General features: G+C 72.6%; 10 protein-coding genes. 6 read left to right on the forward strand and 4 right to left on the reverse strand.

The window, feature by feature from the left end; all coding sequences use genetic code 11:
- Positions 1–17: 17 nt before the first annotated feature.
- Positions 18–1,238, forward strand: a complete 1,221-nt coding sequence (locus tag ACIRD3_RS03065) for a serine hydrolase (RefSeq protein WP_402210634.1) — start codon at positions 18–20, stop codon at positions 1,236–1,238.
- Between the two features lie 82 nt (positions 1,239–1,320).
- Here the strand turns inward: ACIRD3_RS03065 and ACIRD3_RS03070 are convergent, their stop codons facing one another.
- The 3 genes from ACIRD3_RS03070 to ACIRD3_RS03080 all read right to left on the reverse strand — a co-directional run bounded on the left by ACIRD3_RS03070 (position 1,321) and on the right by ACIRD3_RS03080 (position 4,915).
- Positions 1,321–1,644, reverse strand: coding sequence for a nuclear transport factor 2 family protein (locus ACIRD3_RS03070; RefSeq protein WP_402210636.1), 324 nt, complete (start codon positions 1,642–1,644; stop codon positions 1,321–1,323).
- Positions 1,645–2,053: 409 nt separating this feature from the next.
- Positions 2,054–3,577, reverse strand: a complete 1,524-nt coding sequence (locus ACIRD3_RS03075) for an aldehyde dehydrogenase family protein (protein WP_402210639.1) — start codon at positions 3,575–3,577, stop codon at positions 2,054–2,056.
- Between the two features lie 390 nt (positions 3,578–3,967).
- The gene (locus ACIRD3_RS03080; RefSeq protein WP_402210642.1) at positions 3,968–4,915 is read right to left on the reverse strand and encodes a terpene cyclase; all 948 of its coding nucleotides are present in this window, start codon (positions 4,913–4,915) and stop codon (positions 3,968–3,970) included.
- Between the two features lie 309 nt (positions 4,916–5,224).
- Here ACIRD3_RS03080 and ACIRD3_RS03085 point away from each other — a divergent pair, with 309 nt between their 5' ends.
- Both ACIRD3_RS03085 and ACIRD3_RS03090 read left to right on the forward strand, forming a co-directional pair.
- Positions 5,225–8,236, forward strand: a complete 3,012-nt coding sequence (locus ACIRD3_RS03085; RefSeq protein WP_402210645.1) for an ATP-binding protein — start codon at positions 5,225–5,227, stop codon at positions 8,234–8,236.
- A 303-nt stretch (positions 8,237–8,539) separates the two neighbouring features.
- Complete coding sequence (locus tag ACIRD3_RS03090) at positions 8,540–9,604, forward strand: aldose epimerase family protein (protein WP_402210648.1); 1,065 nt, start codon at positions 8,540–8,542, stop codon at positions 9,602–9,604.
- A 109-nt stretch (positions 9,605–9,713) separates the two neighbouring features.
- Here the strand turns inward: ACIRD3_RS03090 and ACIRD3_RS03095 are convergent, their stop codons facing one another.
- A complete protein-coding gene (locus ACIRD3_RS03095) occupies positions 9,714–10,217 on the reverse strand; it encodes a GNAT family N-acetyltransferase (protein ID WP_402210651.1) in 504 nt (167 codons plus the stop codon).
- A gap of 310 nt (positions 10,218–10,527) precedes the next feature.
- On the opposite strand from ACIRD3_RS03095, the gene ACIRD3_RS03100 reads away from it, so the two are divergent.
- The 3 genes from ACIRD3_RS03100 (at position 10,528) to ACIRD3_RS03110 (ending at position 13,958) form a co-directional block, all read left to right on the forward strand.
- Positions 10,528–11,805, forward strand: coding sequence for an extracellular solute-binding protein (locus ACIRD3_RS03100; RefSeq protein ID WP_402210654.1), 1,278 nt, complete (start codon positions 10,528–10,530; stop codon positions 11,803–11,805).
- A 205-nt stretch (positions 11,806–12,010) separates the two neighbouring features.
- Positions 12,011–13,012: a carbohydrate ABC transporter permease gene (locus tag ACIRD3_RS03105; protein WP_402210657.1), complete on the forward strand. Its 1,002-nt coding sequence runs from the start codon at positions 12,011–12,013 to the stop codon at positions 13,010–13,012.
- Between the two features lie 40 nt (positions 13,013–13,052).
- Complete coding sequence (locus tag ACIRD3_RS03110; RefSeq protein WP_402210660.1) at positions 13,053–13,958, forward strand: sugar ABC transporter permease; 906 nt, start codon at positions 13,053–13,055, stop codon at positions 13,956–13,958.
- Positions 13,959–14,005 lie beyond the last annotated feature (47 nt).

Here is a 14,005-nt window from a genome sequence, read left to right on the forward strand (position 1 = left end):
GCTGAAGGCGGCGCGCGGTGGTGGAGATCTGGGGCGGGACGGCCGAGGGGTTCGAGCCCGTGCGGGCGGCGTTCGCCCGGAACTTCGCCGAGTTCGGCGAGCTCGGTGCCGCCTTCGCGCTGTACGTGCGCGGCCGCAAGGTGGTCGACCTGTGGGGCGGTGACGCCCGGCCCGAGGTCGGCGGGCGGCCCGCGCCGGCGGTGCCGTGGACGGCGGACACCGCCCAGGTGCTCCGCTCGGTCACCAAGGGCCTGACCGCGACCACCGCCCTGCTGGCCGTCGAGCGCGGCCTGCTGGACCTGGACGCGCCGGTGGCCTCGTACTGGCCGGAGTTCGCGGCGGCGGGCAAGGGCGGGGTGCCGGTGCGCTGGCTGCTCTCGCACCAGGCCGGGGTGCCCGCGCTGGACGTGCCGCTGCGGCTGGAGGACGTGCTCACCTGGGAGCGCGCGGCCGCCGCCGTCGCCGCCCAGTCGCCCGCCTGGGAGCCCGGTACGGCGCACGGCTACCACCCGTACACCTTCGGCTGGCTGGTCGGCGAGGTGGTGCGGCGGGTGAGCGGCCGGACGGTCGGACAGTACTTCGCCGAGGAGATCGCCCGGCCGCTCGGGCTGGACCTGTGGATCGGGCTGCCGGCCGGGGCCGCGCCGCGGGTCGGCAGGCTGGTCGACCTGCCCGCCCCGGAGGCGGCCCGGACCGGGCCGAGCGGGCTGCGGCTGCGGCCCAAGCAGTCCGTCCGGGACGCCTACCAGGACCCGGCCTCGCTGACCGCGCGGTCCTTCGCCTCGGTGCTCCCCGGGGTGGACCTCAACGACCCGGCGGTCCAGGCCGCCGAGATCCCCGGCGCGGGCGGCATCGGCACCGCCCGTTCGCTGGCCCGGTTCTACGCGGCGCTGATCGGTGCGGCCGACCGTCCGGACGGCACCGGTGCGCTGCTTCCACCGCTGCTCGGGCCCGAGGTGCTGGGCCGCGCGGTCGGCCCGGTGGTGAGCGGGCCGGACCGGGTGCTGATCGTCAACTCCACCTTCGGCCTGGGCTTCTGGCGGCACGGCCCGACCGCGCCGATGGCCTCCCCGGCGAGCTTCGGGCACCCGGGGCGGGGCGGCTCGCTGGGCTTCGCCGACCCCGAGCTCGGGCTGGGATTCGGGTACGTCACCAACGGCATGCAGCCCGGTGTCACCGGTGACGCCCGCTCGCGGAACCTGATCCGCGCGGTGCGGGGGTGCCTGGGGCTGTCCTGAGCCTCCTGGGGGCGGGGGCTCAGGCTGCGCGGCGGTCAAGGCCGGGCGGGGCCGGACCGGGCGGGGCCGGGCTGAGCGGGGTTCAGGCCTGACCGGTGTCGAAGCGGTGGATCTTGCCGCCCTCGACGGTGAAGCGCCAGGCGGTGCGCATCATGCCCCAGGTGTCGTTGGTGAACTCGGCGACCAGCGCGTGGCCGCCGTCCGACTCGGTCTGGACGGCCATCCGGCCGTTGGGGCCGAAGATCTCCCGGTCGACCCAGTCCGTCAGGTCGCGGTCGGAACCGTCGTCGGACATGGTCGCGTCCGGGGCGAGCAGGGCGAAGAAGGACTCCCGGTCGCCCGCGTTGATCGCGGTGACGAAGGCGCGGACGGCGGGGTCGGTGAGCTTGGCGGGGGCGATGGTCATCGGCCGGGACTCCCAACGGGGACGAGCGGACTGGGGAGTCCTGTCTACGGCGTTCGCGCGGGAGGCGCGGGCATGTCGGCGGCGCGTCGGCAAAATCAGGTGATTCATGTGCTTAGATCCCGAACCAGGCGATTTGCCTGGTGTGCCCGCCGCGGGGAGTGGCGGTGGGGGGGGGGGGCCCGGGCGGGGGGCCCCCCCCCCCCAGGCCGCGGGGCCCCCCGGCCCCGGGGGGGGGGGGGGGGGGGGGGGGGGGGGGGGGGGGGGGGGGGGGGGGGGGCGGGGGCCCCCGGGGCGGGCCCCCCGCCCCACGACTTCCGGGGCCCCGAACGGCCCGGGCGGCGGCCTCGGTGGCGTCGGTCTCGGGGGCGCGGCTCATGGGCGCCGGCCTCGGGGCGGCGCCCGGAGCGGCCTAGAAGAAGCCGACCGCGTCGGGGGAGTAGCTGACCAGCAGGTTCTTGGTCTGCTGGTAGTGCTCCAGCAGCGCCTTGTGGTTCTCCCGCCCGATGCCGGAGTTCTTGTAGCCGCCGAAGGCCGCGTGGGCCGGGTAGGCGTGGTAGCAGTTCGTCCAGACCCGGCCCGCCTGGATGGCGCGTCCGGCGCGGTGGGCGGTGTTGAGGCTGCGGGTCCACACGCCCGCGCCGAGCCCGTACTGGGTGTCGTTGGCGAGGGCGACGGCCTGGTCGAAGCCGTCGAAGCGGGTCACCGAGACGACGGGGCCGAAGATCTCCTCCTGGAAGACCCGCATCGCGTTGTCGCCCTCGAAGACCGTCGGCGTCACGTAGTACCCGCCGGACAGCGCTCCGCCGAGGTCGGCGCGCTCGCCGCCGGTCAGGATCTTGGCGCCCTCGGCCTGGCCGATCTCGAAGTAGGAGAGGATCTTCTTCAGCTGCTCGGCGCTGGCCTGGGCGCCGACCTGGGTCTCGGTGTCCAGCGGGTCGCCCTGGCGCATCGCCCGCACCCGCTGCAGGCCGTCGGCGAGCAGCCGTTCGTAGATCGCGGAGTCGATCAGCGCGCGGCTGGGGCAGGTGCAGACCTCGCCCTGGTTGAGGGCGAACATCGCGAAGCCCTCGACGGCCTTGTCGTAGAAGGCGTCGGAGGCGTCGGCGACGTCCGCGAAGAAGACGTTGGGGCTCTTGCCGCCGAGCTCCAGGCTGACCGGGATCAGGTTGTCCGCCGCCGCCCGGGATATCAGCCGGCCGGTGGAGGTCTCGCCGGTGAAGGCGAGCTTGCGGATCCGCGGGCTGGCGGAGAGCGGGGCGCCGGCCTCCTCGCCGAAGCCGGTGACGATGTTGAGCACGCCGGGCGGCAGCAGGTCGGCGGTCAGCTCGGCGAGCAGCAGGACCGAGGCCGGGGTCTGCTCGGCGGGCTTGAGCACCACCGCGTTGCCGGCCGCGAGCGCCGGGGCGAGCTTCCAGATCGCCATCAGGATCGGGAAGTTCCACGGGATGATCTGGCCGACCACGCCCAGCGGCTCGTGGAAGTGGTACGCCACGGTGTCCTCGTCCAGCTGGGAGAGGCTGCCCTCCTGGGCGCGCAGCGCGCCGGCGAAGTAGCGCAGGTGGTCGACGGCGAGCGGGAGGTCGGCGGCCAGCGTCTCGCGCACCGGCTTGCCGTTCTCCCAGCTCTCCGCGACGGCCAGCTGCTCCAGGTTGGCTTCCATCCGGTCGGCGATCCGCAGCAGCACGTGCGCCCGCTCGGCGGCCGGGGTGCGGCCCCAGGCGGGGGCGGCGGCGTGGGCCGCGTCCAGGGCGGCCTCGATGTCCTCGGCGGTGCCCCGGGCGACCTCGGTGAACACCTCGCCGGTGACCGGGGTCGGGTCGCCGAAGTACTCGCCGCGCACCGGGGGCGTCCAACCGCCGCCGATCCAGTGCTCGTACCGGGAGCGGTAGGCGACGATGCTGCCGGGTGCGCCGGGGGGCTGGTAGACCGTCATGCTCTGGTGTCTCCTCGCGAGGTCGGGCACCGCCCGGACCGTACGGCCGCGGGCGGCGCGCCGGGCCGCCCGGTCGGGGGCGGCCCGGCGGGAGGGTGGGGCACGCGCACGGGCCGGACACCCGCTCGGGGCGCCCGCCGCCGAGCACGATAACCGTCGGGCGCGCGCCGCGGCTACGGTCCGTACGCCGAGCCCGTACGGAGGGTGTGCGTTCCGGCCGTTCTCCCGGGTGCGGGCGGGCCGGTGCGTCGGCCCGGCGTCGGCCCGGCGCCGGCCGGTGCGGCGGCCCGTGCGACGGCCGGTGCGACGGGCGGTGCCGACCGTCGGGCGGGACGTTCGTGGGGGCGGCCGGTCGAGGAGGTCCGACCGCCCCGGCGGTCCGACCGGGTGTCAGACCGTGTGGTACCGGCCGGTGCGGGCCTCCCAGCTGAGGTAGCCGGCCAGCCAGGTGAGCAGCCCGTCCGCGTACCGCTGGGCGATCGCGCTCTCGATCCGGGACAGGCCCAACTCGCGGTAGACGTCCGGGAGTCGCTCGTGCAGTTCGGCGCAGCGCTCGACCATCAGCTGGGCCTCCGCGATGACCGCCGAGCAGGCCTCCTCGGCCGAGCAGCGGCGCTCGCGCTGGACGATCATGACCAGGTTGTTCACGTCCCCGCGCGGCGCCTCCAGCGGGTAGGAGCGCACGTCGTTGCTGAGCGACGGTATGTCGGCTGCCAGTTGGCGGATCTGACGCAGCACCGGGTGGTGCAGGACGGCGGCCGGGACCTCGAACTGGCCGATCCGCTCGACCATGTCGAAGATCGTCTCCATGGCCGCGGTGCCCCGTCTGAGCTCCAGGTAGCCGTCCCGGTCCGGGGGCCGGGTGGAGATCCGGCCGGCCGCCTCGGCCGGGTGACTGGCCAGGTAGTACTCCCAGTTGTACGCGGCGCGCGCCTGCCAGCGCGCGGGCATGCCGCGCACGCTCCGGTTCCAGAGGTCGGAGAAGGCGGTCTCGACGGCGGAGTCCTGGTCGGGGCGGGCGCCGTGCAGGACGGCGATCAGCCGCTCGCAGATCGGGGCGACTTCCGAGGGGCGGCGGCCGAGCGGGCCGTCGAACTGGTCGTCGAAGAGGAAGTAGAAGCCCATCAGGTCGGCGGCCAGGGCGAGTTCGTCCGGTCCGGCGTCCGGGTAACCGAGCGCGGCGAGGTCCACCACCTCCCAGTGCGCGTAGCCCGGGTGGTCGGCGTCGGGGAGCAGCGGGTGGCGGATCAGCCAGTCGCGGTGCAGCGCGGTGGCGTACGGGCCGTGCGGACTGCGGCGGTGCGGGAACGGGATCTGAAGTGAGCTGTCGTCAGACATCGGACTCCCGGTGCAGCGGAGGGTGGGGGCGCTTGTGGTTCGAACACTGATCGTGGGGGAGTTGACACGTCGAGGCCGAGATGGTGAGGGTGGGATTCGCAAGATCATCTGAGCTTCGAGGGCCGTAGGGTATCTGATGTAATGATCGGACGTTAGGGATATAGGGCAATTGCCCTTGGCAAGCCGTCCGAACCCTCACCGTCCGCCCCAGCCTGCACGAATGCCGCACGGTGCGGCCCACGCAGCGCTACCCTCGGCTCCACGCAGTGATGGCGCTGTGACGGGATCGGGCGAGGCGGAGGCGCGACGGTGACCGAGCAGGGGAACGAACGTCGGACGGGAACCGGTTCCGGCCGGGAGGGCGACGGCGCCGCGCCGCGGGTCCGACTGCGCGACCGCGACGCCGAACTGCGTTCGGTGGAAGCCGCCGTCGACCGCCTCTGCCGCGAATTCGCCGCCGGCGGCACCGAGATCGGCGGTCTGCTCGCCTTCTCCGGCCGCCCCGGCATCGGCAAGACCAGCCTGCTGCACGAGGTCCGACGGATCGCCAAGCTGCGCGAGGGTGCCACCGTGCTGTTCGCCCGAGGCGGTGAACGGCAGTTCAAGGAGCCCTACCACGTCCTGCGCCAGCTGCTCCAGCCGGTCCTCAGCGACCTGCGGCCGGACGAGTTCCGCCAGGTCATGGGTACCTGGGAGGAGGTCGTCGGACCGGCCATGGGCCTCAAGCAGCCCAAGGCCGGCGCCCGCCGACTCGACCCGCAGGGCGTGCGCGACGGCCTCGACTACGTCCTCACCCAGCTCGCACCGCGCCGCGCGCCGATGGTGATGATCGTCGACGACCTGCACTGGGCCGACGCCGAATCCCTCTCCTGGCTCGCCAAGTTCGCCGTCCGCTCCGGCGAACTGCCCGTCCTGCTCGTCTTCGCCTTCCGCGAGGACGAGAACGACTGGCCGGCCGAGACCCAGGACTTCCGCCGGGACGTCGTCGGCCTCAAGGGCCGCAAGCACGAGCTCAACCGGCTCAACCTCAGCTCCGTCACCGACATGATCCGCGCCGAACTCGGCGACAAGGCCGAGGACGCCTTCTGCTACGAGTTCTGGAACGTCGTCAACGGCAACCCCTTCGAGGTCGTCGCCCTGCTCGACCAGGTCCGCGACCAGGAGCTCGAACCGGTCGAGGAGAACTCCCGCCAGCTGCGCGAACTCGCCGTCGACGCCACCGGGATGACCCTCAAGAGCTGGCTGGACCGGCTCGGCGCCAGCACCCTGCGCTTCGCCTGGGCCTGCGCCATGCTGGGCACCGACATCCGGGTCGACCTCGCCACCCGGATCTCCACCCAGAGCACCGAGGGCGCCCGGGACTCCATCAAGCAGCTGCGCAAGCAGCGCGTGCTCACCCAAGCCCCCAACGGGAACCTGGAGTTCGTCCACCCGCTGATCGCCAGCTCGATCTACAACACCATGCCGGACGCCACCCGCCTCGGCATGCACGGCATCGCCGCCGTCGAGATCGAGAACGCCGGGCTCGGCCTGCTCGCCGCCTCCCGCCACCTGGTCGAGACCCACTCCGGCGAGGGCGACGACCGGATCGTCAAGAAGCTGCGCCGCGCCGCCGTCGAACACCAGCTCATCGGCGCCCCCGAGGCCGCCCAGCGCTGCCTGCACCGCGCGCTCAACGAGCCGCCCGCCGACGAGATCAAGGCCGAGGTGCTGTACGAACTCGGCTGCTCCGCCCTGCTCACCGACCCCGTCGCCACCGTCAACCAGCTCAAGCTCGCCCTCCACCCGGACGAGGTGCCGCTGCGCCCCGAACTGCGGGTGGACGCCACCTTCCGGCTCTCCGAGGTGCTCGCGCACAGCGGCGAGCTGCGCGAGGCCGCGCTGGTCTGCCAGGACGAGGCGGAGAAGACCGACGACCCGGCCAGGCGGCAGCGGCTCCAGGCCGCCTCGTTCATGTGGCACGCCTTCCGCAAGTCCGAGGAGGACGGCCCCGGCCGCTCCGCCCGGCTCGGCGAGATGTGCCGCGGCCTGACCGGCCGGGAGGCGGCCGACCGGGCCGTGCTCGCGATGCGGGCCTGGGACCTCACCCTGCGGGGCCGCTCCTCCGCCGAGGCGCTCGCGCTCGCCGACGAGGTCCTCGACGGCGGCCGGCTGCCCAAGGGCCTCGGCTGGACCGACACCACCTGGGGCTTCGAACTGCCCTCGATGCTCGGTCTCACGTACATCTACAACGACCGGGTCGCCCAGGCCGAGCGGCTGGCCGCCGACGCCATCATCCAGTTCGAGGTCGCCGGGTGGAGCGGCGCCCACCGGGGCTTCGCGTACTTCCTGATGGGACTGGCCCGGTTCCGCCGCGGCCTGCTCGCCGAGGCCGAGGACTTCCTGCGCCGGGCGTACCGCATCTCCGAGCGGATCGGGCAGAAGCTGCCGCTGGCCTGGGACGCGGTGGGCGTGCTGGTGGACACCCTGATCGCCCGCGGCCGGGTCGACGAGGCCTGGGAGCTGGCCAACGACTTCGGGTTCCACCCGCCGTACCACGCGACCGCCATGGTGCTGCCGGACGCGGCCTCGCTGTACGGCAAGCTGCTGATCGCCAAGAACCGGCACGCGGGCGCCGCCGCCGCGCTCACCGAAGCCGGCGCCCAGCTGGAGGTCCGGGGCTGGCGCAACACGGTCTGGGCGCCCTGGGCCGGCCACCTCGCCATCGCTATCGCGAGCGACGAGCCCGAGCGCGCCCGCGACTACGCCCAGAAGGCCGTCCACGACGCCCGCGCCTTCGGCACCGCCTCGGCGATCGGCACCGCGCTGCGGCTGCAGGCACAGGTCGAGGACGGGCAGCAGGCGGTCGAGCTGCTGGAACAGGCCGTGATGCACCTGGGGCAGTCCCCGGCCGGCTACGAGCACGCCGTGGCGCTGGTCGACCTCGGCGCCGCGCTGCGCCGGGTGGGGCGGCTGGAGGACGCCCAGGAGTACCTGTACCAGGGCATCGAGCTGGCCCAGCACTGCTCGGCCGAGGGACTGGTCGACCAGGCGCGGCGGGAGCTGGCCAACTACGGCCTGCGGCCCAACCGACTGGGACTGCGCGACTTCCGGGACACCCTGGACGCGCTCAGCGGCCCGGAGCTGGAGGTCGCCCGGCGGGCGGTGCAGGGCCTGCCGCCGCAGCGGATCGCGGAGGAGCTCGGTCTGAACATCGGCCTGGTCAACCGGCGACTGGCGGCGGTCTACCGCAAGGCGGGCAGCGGGCCGGACGGGCTGGCTTCCGCGCTCGGGCTGCCGCCGCAGCAGCGGGAGGCGACCCGGCCGGACGCGGAGGAGTAGGAGCCCGGCGTGGCGCACGGGGTCCGGTCTCGTTCCGTACGGGCTTCTCGTGTGTGTGAGTGGGCGGGTGCGGGGCCGCGGGAGGTGCGGAGGCTCCCGTACGGTGGCCCGGTGCACGGAGAGTGGTGGCGGCCGGTCAGGGCGGTTGTCGCGCAAGGGCGGCGCGCGCTGGCGCGGGTGCGCCCCCGCCGTGGCCGCCGTCGCTAGGCTGACGGACACGGGGGCTGCCGTGGCGCCTCCTCGGCGGACCAGGAAGAAGCGGGCGGTCGCGGTGCGCTGCGGCCGACAGTGAAGGAGCAGGCCATGGCGAGCGAGGCCACCAGCGTTCGGCACCAACCCCTCGACCCCTCGGGCGCGGGTGCCGCGATCGGGCGCTGGACGCTCACGGCCGGCCCGTACGAGGCGAGCGTGCTCACCCTCGGTGCCACCCTGCACACCCTGAGCGCGCCGGACCGCTCCGGCCGTTCCGCCCAACTGCTGCTCTCGACCGACGAGTTGGCCCAGATCCTCGGTCCGGCCCGGCACTACGGCACGGTGGTCGGCCGGTACGCCAACCGGATCGACCACTCCTCCGTCACCATCGACGGCGAGGAGCACCCGCTCGCGCCGACCGGCGGCGGCATGACCATCCACGGCGGGCCGGACGGCTTCGCGAACCGGATGTGGGCGGCCGAGCCGGTCGAGGGCGGGGTGCGGCTGCGGCTGCACAGCCCGGACGGCGACCAGGGCTTCCCCGGGGCGCTCGACCTGACCGTCGACTACACGCTGGACGCCTCCGGTGAGCTGGTGATCGCCTACCGCGCGGTCACCAACAAGCCGACCGTCGTCAACCTGACCAACCACGCGTACATCAACCTCGCGGGTGAAGGCAGCGGGGACGTCCTCGGGCACCTGCTCACCCTGGACGCCGACGAGTACACCCCGGCCGACGAGCGGCAGATCCCGTACGGGCACACCGAGCCGGTGGCCGGCACGCCCTTCGACTTCACGGTGGCCACGCCGGTCGGCAAGTCGGTGCACGACCGGCACCCGCAGCTGGTCGGGCCGGGCGGCTACGACCACAACTGGGTGCTGCGCGCCCGTCCGGCGGACGGCCGCCCGGCGCGGGCGGCGCTGCTGGAGGACCCGGTCAGCGGCCGCACCCTGGAGGTGCTGACCACCGAGCCGGGCATCCAGGTCTACACGGCGAACAAGTTCCAGGGCGCGGTCACCGGCGCGAGCGGCGTCCCGTACGGGCCGTTCGCCGGGATCGCGCTGGAGACCCAGCACTTCCCGGACTCCCCGCACCACCCGGCGTTCCCGAGCACCGTGCTGCGGCCGGGGGAGGAGTTCCGCTCGACGACCGTGCTGCGGCTGGGGACCGCCTAGGCGGGGGCGTGCCGGGCCCGGTAGGCCCCGGGGCTGGGCGGCTCACCTGCCCGGGCGGCTCACGACACCAGTGGCTCACGGGCCCGGGCGGCTCACGAAAGCAGGAGGCTCACGGGCGCAGGTCCCGGCGCATGCAGAGCCGGGGCCAGCGGTCCAGGCCGTGCTCGGCCTCCCTGTGGCGGATCTCGCGCAGGCCGGGGGTGAGCTCGGCGGTGGTGAGCGGGCGGAAGCCGCAGCGCGCGTAGTAGGGGGCGTTCCAGGGCACCTCGGCGAAGGTGGTGAGGGTGAGGGCCGGGGCCTCGGTGGTGCGCGCCAGGTGGTCGATCAGGGCCCGGCCGATGCCGCGGCGGGCGTGGTCGGGGTGGACCGAGACCTGCTCGATGTGCAGCGCGCCGTCCACCGGCTCGGCCAGCAGGTAGGCGGCGATCGCGCCGTCGGGGGCCTCGGCGGCCAGGGCGACGCCGTGCTCCAGGAAGTGCGCCAGCTCCTCCGGGGCCGGGGGCTCGTCCTCGGCGATCTCCGGCATGCCGATGGCGGCGAAGGGGGCGCCGGCGGCTCGTTCCAGCTCGGTCAGCAGCGGTAGTTCGTCCCTGGTGACGGCTCTGATGCGCATGCGTCCAGTCTGCTGGAGGCGGCTTTCCGCCACGCACGGTGGTTCCGTCGGCCACCCGGGGGAGGGGTGAATCGGGCGAACCGGGACGATCGGGTCGTACGTCAACTACCGTGTGGCAACGTCCAGGACACGTGGATGTAACGATCCCCGTTTCTTGCAGAAACTTGCTGCAAGGACTTTCCGTCGATCTTTCACCGCTGTTAACTTCCTTCCCGAGCCCGACGGCAGCAACGATGCGGTCGGCACGAGGCAGCCATTATGCGCCTGTCTCCGAACATCTCGGGCACCCCCACCCTCCCAAGGAGTTCTCATGCGGCGTGGCATCGCGGCCTCTGCCCTCGTTGTGGCCCTCGCGGTCTCGATGGCTGCCTGTGGCAGCAGCGGCTCCAGCTCGGACGGCAAGGCCGACGGGCCGGTCACCCTCACGTACTGGGACACTTCGAACGCCACCAACGAGGCGCCGAACTACCAGGAGCTCGTCAAGAAGTTCCAGGCCGCCAACCCGAACATCAAGGTCGACTTCGTCAACGTCCCGTTCGACCAGGCGCAGAACAAGCTCCAGACCGCCATGGGGGCCAAGGGCGCTCCGGACGTGTTCCGCTCCGAGGTCGGCTGGACCGCGGCCTTCGCCAAGGCCGGCTACCTGGAGCCGCTGGACGGCACCCCGGCCGCCGCCGACACCTCCGCCTTCCAGCCCAGCCTGATCCAGCAGGCCAAGTACGAGGGCAAGCTGTACGGCGTCCCGCTGGTGACCGACACCCTCGGCCTGCTCTACAACAAGGAGCTGTTCGCCAAGGCCGGCATCACCGCGGCGCCGAAGACCTGGGACGAGCTGAAGGCCGACGCCGCCGCCGTCAAGGAGAAGGCGGGCGTGGACGGCTTCTGGCTGAAGGCCGCCGACGGCTACTACGCGATGCCGTTCCTGTTCGGCGAGGGCACCGACACCGTCGACGCCGCCGGCAAGAAGATCACCGTCACCTCGCCGGAGGCCGTCAAGGCCGTCGAGACCTACAAGACGATGTTCACCGCGCCCGGTACCGCCAAGGCCGACGTCACCACCGACGCCTACGCCCACATGATGGACGCCTTCAACAGCGGCAAGGTCGCGGCGATCATCCAGGGCCCGTGGGAGATCACCAACATCTACAAGGGCTCGGCCTTCGCCGACAAGAACAACCTCGGCATCGCCGCCGTCCCCGGCGCCTCGGCCGACAAGGCCGGCGCCCCCACCGGTGGCCACAACATCGCGGTCTACGCCGGCGCCGACAAGGCCCACAAGGCCGCCGCCGAGAAGTTCGCCGCCTTCATGACCTCGGCCGAGAGCCAGGCGTTCATCGCGCAGAAGAACTCCACGCTGCCCACCCGCTCCGACGCCTTCACCGCGGACGTCAAGGCCGACCCGGGTATCGCCGGCTTCCAGGGCATCCTGAGCAGCGCCAAGCCGCGCCCCGAACTGCCCGAGTACAGCTCGCTGTTCGCCTCGCTCGGCACCAACCTGGGCAAGGCCCTCCAGGGCACCGGCACCCAGGACGCGCTGAACACCGTCGCCACTGACTACGCCAAGCTCCTGCCGGGCTTCGCCAAGTAGTCCCTGAGCCCGGTCTGCCGGACTGCGGATGGCGGGGGACGGACGACGGGCGACGGGTGACGGCGAACGAATAACAGACGACAGATTTCATCATCTGTCAGTTGTTCGCCGTCACTCGTCACCGGTCACCCGTCACACGCCCCCGCCGCCCCCGGCAGGCCGGGCCGTCGGCTCCCCCGAGAATCCCCCCGAGAAGGTGCAAACGATGTCAGTCGCCGTGCAGGGCGCCACCGGCAAGGGCAGCCGGGAGCGCGAGCAGCGTCCGGGCCTGCTGGAACGCGTCAAGCGCTCCTACGCCAAGCACTGGTACGCCTACGCGATGATCGCCCCGGTCGTGCTGGTGCTCGGCGTGCTGGTGCTCTACCCGCTCGGCGAGGGCATCTGGCTCACCCTCACCGACGCCAACAGCCTCAACGTCGCCCGCAAGATCGGCGTCAACGAGATCCCGGCCAGCTACCACTTCATCGGTTTCCACAACTACGCCGACATCCTGTGGGGCCCGGGCTCGTACGACCGCTTCTGGTCGCACTTCGTCTGGACCATCGCCTGGACGGCCGTCTGTGTCTTCCTGCACTACACCCTCGGCCTCGGCCTCGCCCTGCTGCTCAACAAGAAGCTGCGCGGGCGCGCCGCCTACCGGATGCTGCTCATCCTGCCCTGGGCCGTGCCGACCTTCGTCACCGTCTTCTCCTGGCGCCTGATGCTCGCCGACGGCGGTGTCGTCAACGGCATCCTGTCCACCCTGCACCTGCCCGAGCCCGGCTGGCTCACCGACCCGTGGGCGCAGAAGGTCGCCGCGATCCTGGTGAACACCTGGGCCGGCGTGCCGTTCATGATGATCTCGCTGCTCGGCGGCCTGCAGTCGATCCCGGCCGAGCTGTACGAGGCCGCCGAGATGGACGGCGCCACCCCCTGGCAGCGCTTCCGGCACGTCACCATGCCCGGGCTGCGCAGCGTCTCCTCCACCGTCGTGCTGCTCGGCGTGATCTGGACCTTCAACCAGTTCAACGTCATCTTCCTGCTGTTCGGCACCGGCGCTCCCGACGCCCAGCTGCTGGTCACCTGGGCCTACCGCCTCGGTTTCGGCCAGATCCCCCGGGACTACGCGCAGTCCGCCGCGTACGGCGTGATCCTGCTGTCCATCCTGATCGTCTTCACCGCCTTCTACCGGCGTTGGCTCGCCCGCAACGAGCAGGCCAACGGCTGAGGCCCCGGACCCAGTTGACCCACGAAGGCAGGTACCCCCGATGAGCACCACCACCGAACGCCCGGCCCCCGCGGCGACCGCGGCCCCGACCGCCCGACCGGCCAAGGTCCGCCGGCGCGGCGAGAGCAGCCCGCTGGCCCGTGCGCTGTCCCACGGCATCCTGATCGTGGCCAGCCTGCTCGCGCTGTTCCCGGTCGCGTGGATCCTCTTCGTCTCGCTCGGCCCGGACAAGACCGACTACCTCCACCCCGGCCAGATCCTCGACAAGCTCACGCTGGCGAACTACCAGCACGTGCTGTCCGACACCGACTTCTTCACCTGGTTCGGCAACGCCCTGCTGGTCTCCGGCATCACCACCGTCTTCGGCGTCCTGCTCGCCGCCACCACCGGCTACGCCGTCTCCCGGATGAAGTTCCCCGGGCACAAGCCGCTGATGTGGTCGCTGCTGGTCACCCAGATGTTCCCGATCGCGGTGCTGATCGTGCCGATGTACACGATGCTCTCCGAACTCGGCCTGCTGGACAGCTACACCGGTCTGATCCTGGTCTACTCGACCACCACGGTGCCGTACTGCGCCTGGCTGCTGAAGGGCTACTTCGACACCATCCCGGTGGAGATCGACGAGGCCGGCCGGGTCGACGGGCTCACCCCGTTCGGCACCTTCTGGCGGCTGGTGCTGCCGCTCGCCCGTCCGGGCCTGGCGGTCGCCGCCTTCTACTCCTTCCTCACCTACTGGGCCGAGGTCCCGTTCGCCTCGACCTTCATGCTCAGCTCCGACAAGTACACGCTGGCCGTCGGCCTGCAGACCTTCGTCAGCGAGCACGACGCCCAGTGGAACCTGATGGCCGCGACCGCCGTGCTGATCGCGATCCCCTCCGCGGCCTTCTTCTACCTGGTGCAGCGCCACCTGGTCACCGGCCTGACCGCCGGTGCCTCCAAGTCGTGACGCCTGCCGCGGAACACCACGCGCGCATGGCCCCCCGCTCCTCCGAT

Source organism: Kitasatospora sp. NPDC093550 (assembly GCF_044764985.1).
Lineage (GTDB): Bacteria > Actinomycetota > Actinomycetes > Streptomycetales > Streptomycetaceae > Kitasatospora.

What these genes read in the sequence shown, in the direction of transcription:
- ACIRD3_RS03070 (WP_402210636.1), bottom strand. Translation starts at nt 1,644, where the DNA reads ATGACCATCGCCCCCGCCAAGCTCACCGACCCCGCCGTCCGCGCCTTC.
- ACIRD3_RS03075 (WP_402210639.1), bottom strand. Translation starts at nt 3,577, where the DNA reads ATGACGGTCTACCAGCCCCCCGGCGCACCCGGCAGCATCGTCGCCTAC.
- ACIRD3_RS03080 (WP_402210642.1), bottom strand. Translation starts at nt 4,915, where the DNA reads ATGTCTGACGACAGCTCACTTCAGATCCCGTTCCCGCACCGCCGCAGT.
- ACIRD3_RS03090 (WP_402210648.1), top strand. Translation starts at nt 8,540, where the DNA reads ATGGCGAGCGAGGCCACCAGCGTTCGGCACCAACCCCTCGACCCCTCG.
- ACIRD3_RS03095 (WP_402210651.1), bottom strand. Translation starts at nt 10,217, where the DNA reads ATGCGCATCAGAGCCGTCACCAGGGACGAACTACCGCTGCTGACCGAG.
- ACIRD3_RS03100 (WP_402210654.1), top strand. Translation starts at nt 10,528, where the DNA reads ATGCGGCGTGGCATCGCGGCCTCTGCCCTCGTTGTGGCCCTCGCGGTC.
- ACIRD3_RS03105 (WP_402210657.1), top strand. Translation starts at nt 12,011, where the DNA reads ATGTCAGTCGCCGTGCAGGGCGCCACCGGCAAGGGCAGCCGGGAGCGC.
- ACIRD3_RS03110 (WP_402210660.1), top strand. Translation starts at nt 13,053, where the DNA reads ATGAGCACCACCACCGAACGCCCGGCCCCCGCGGCGACCGCGGCCCCG.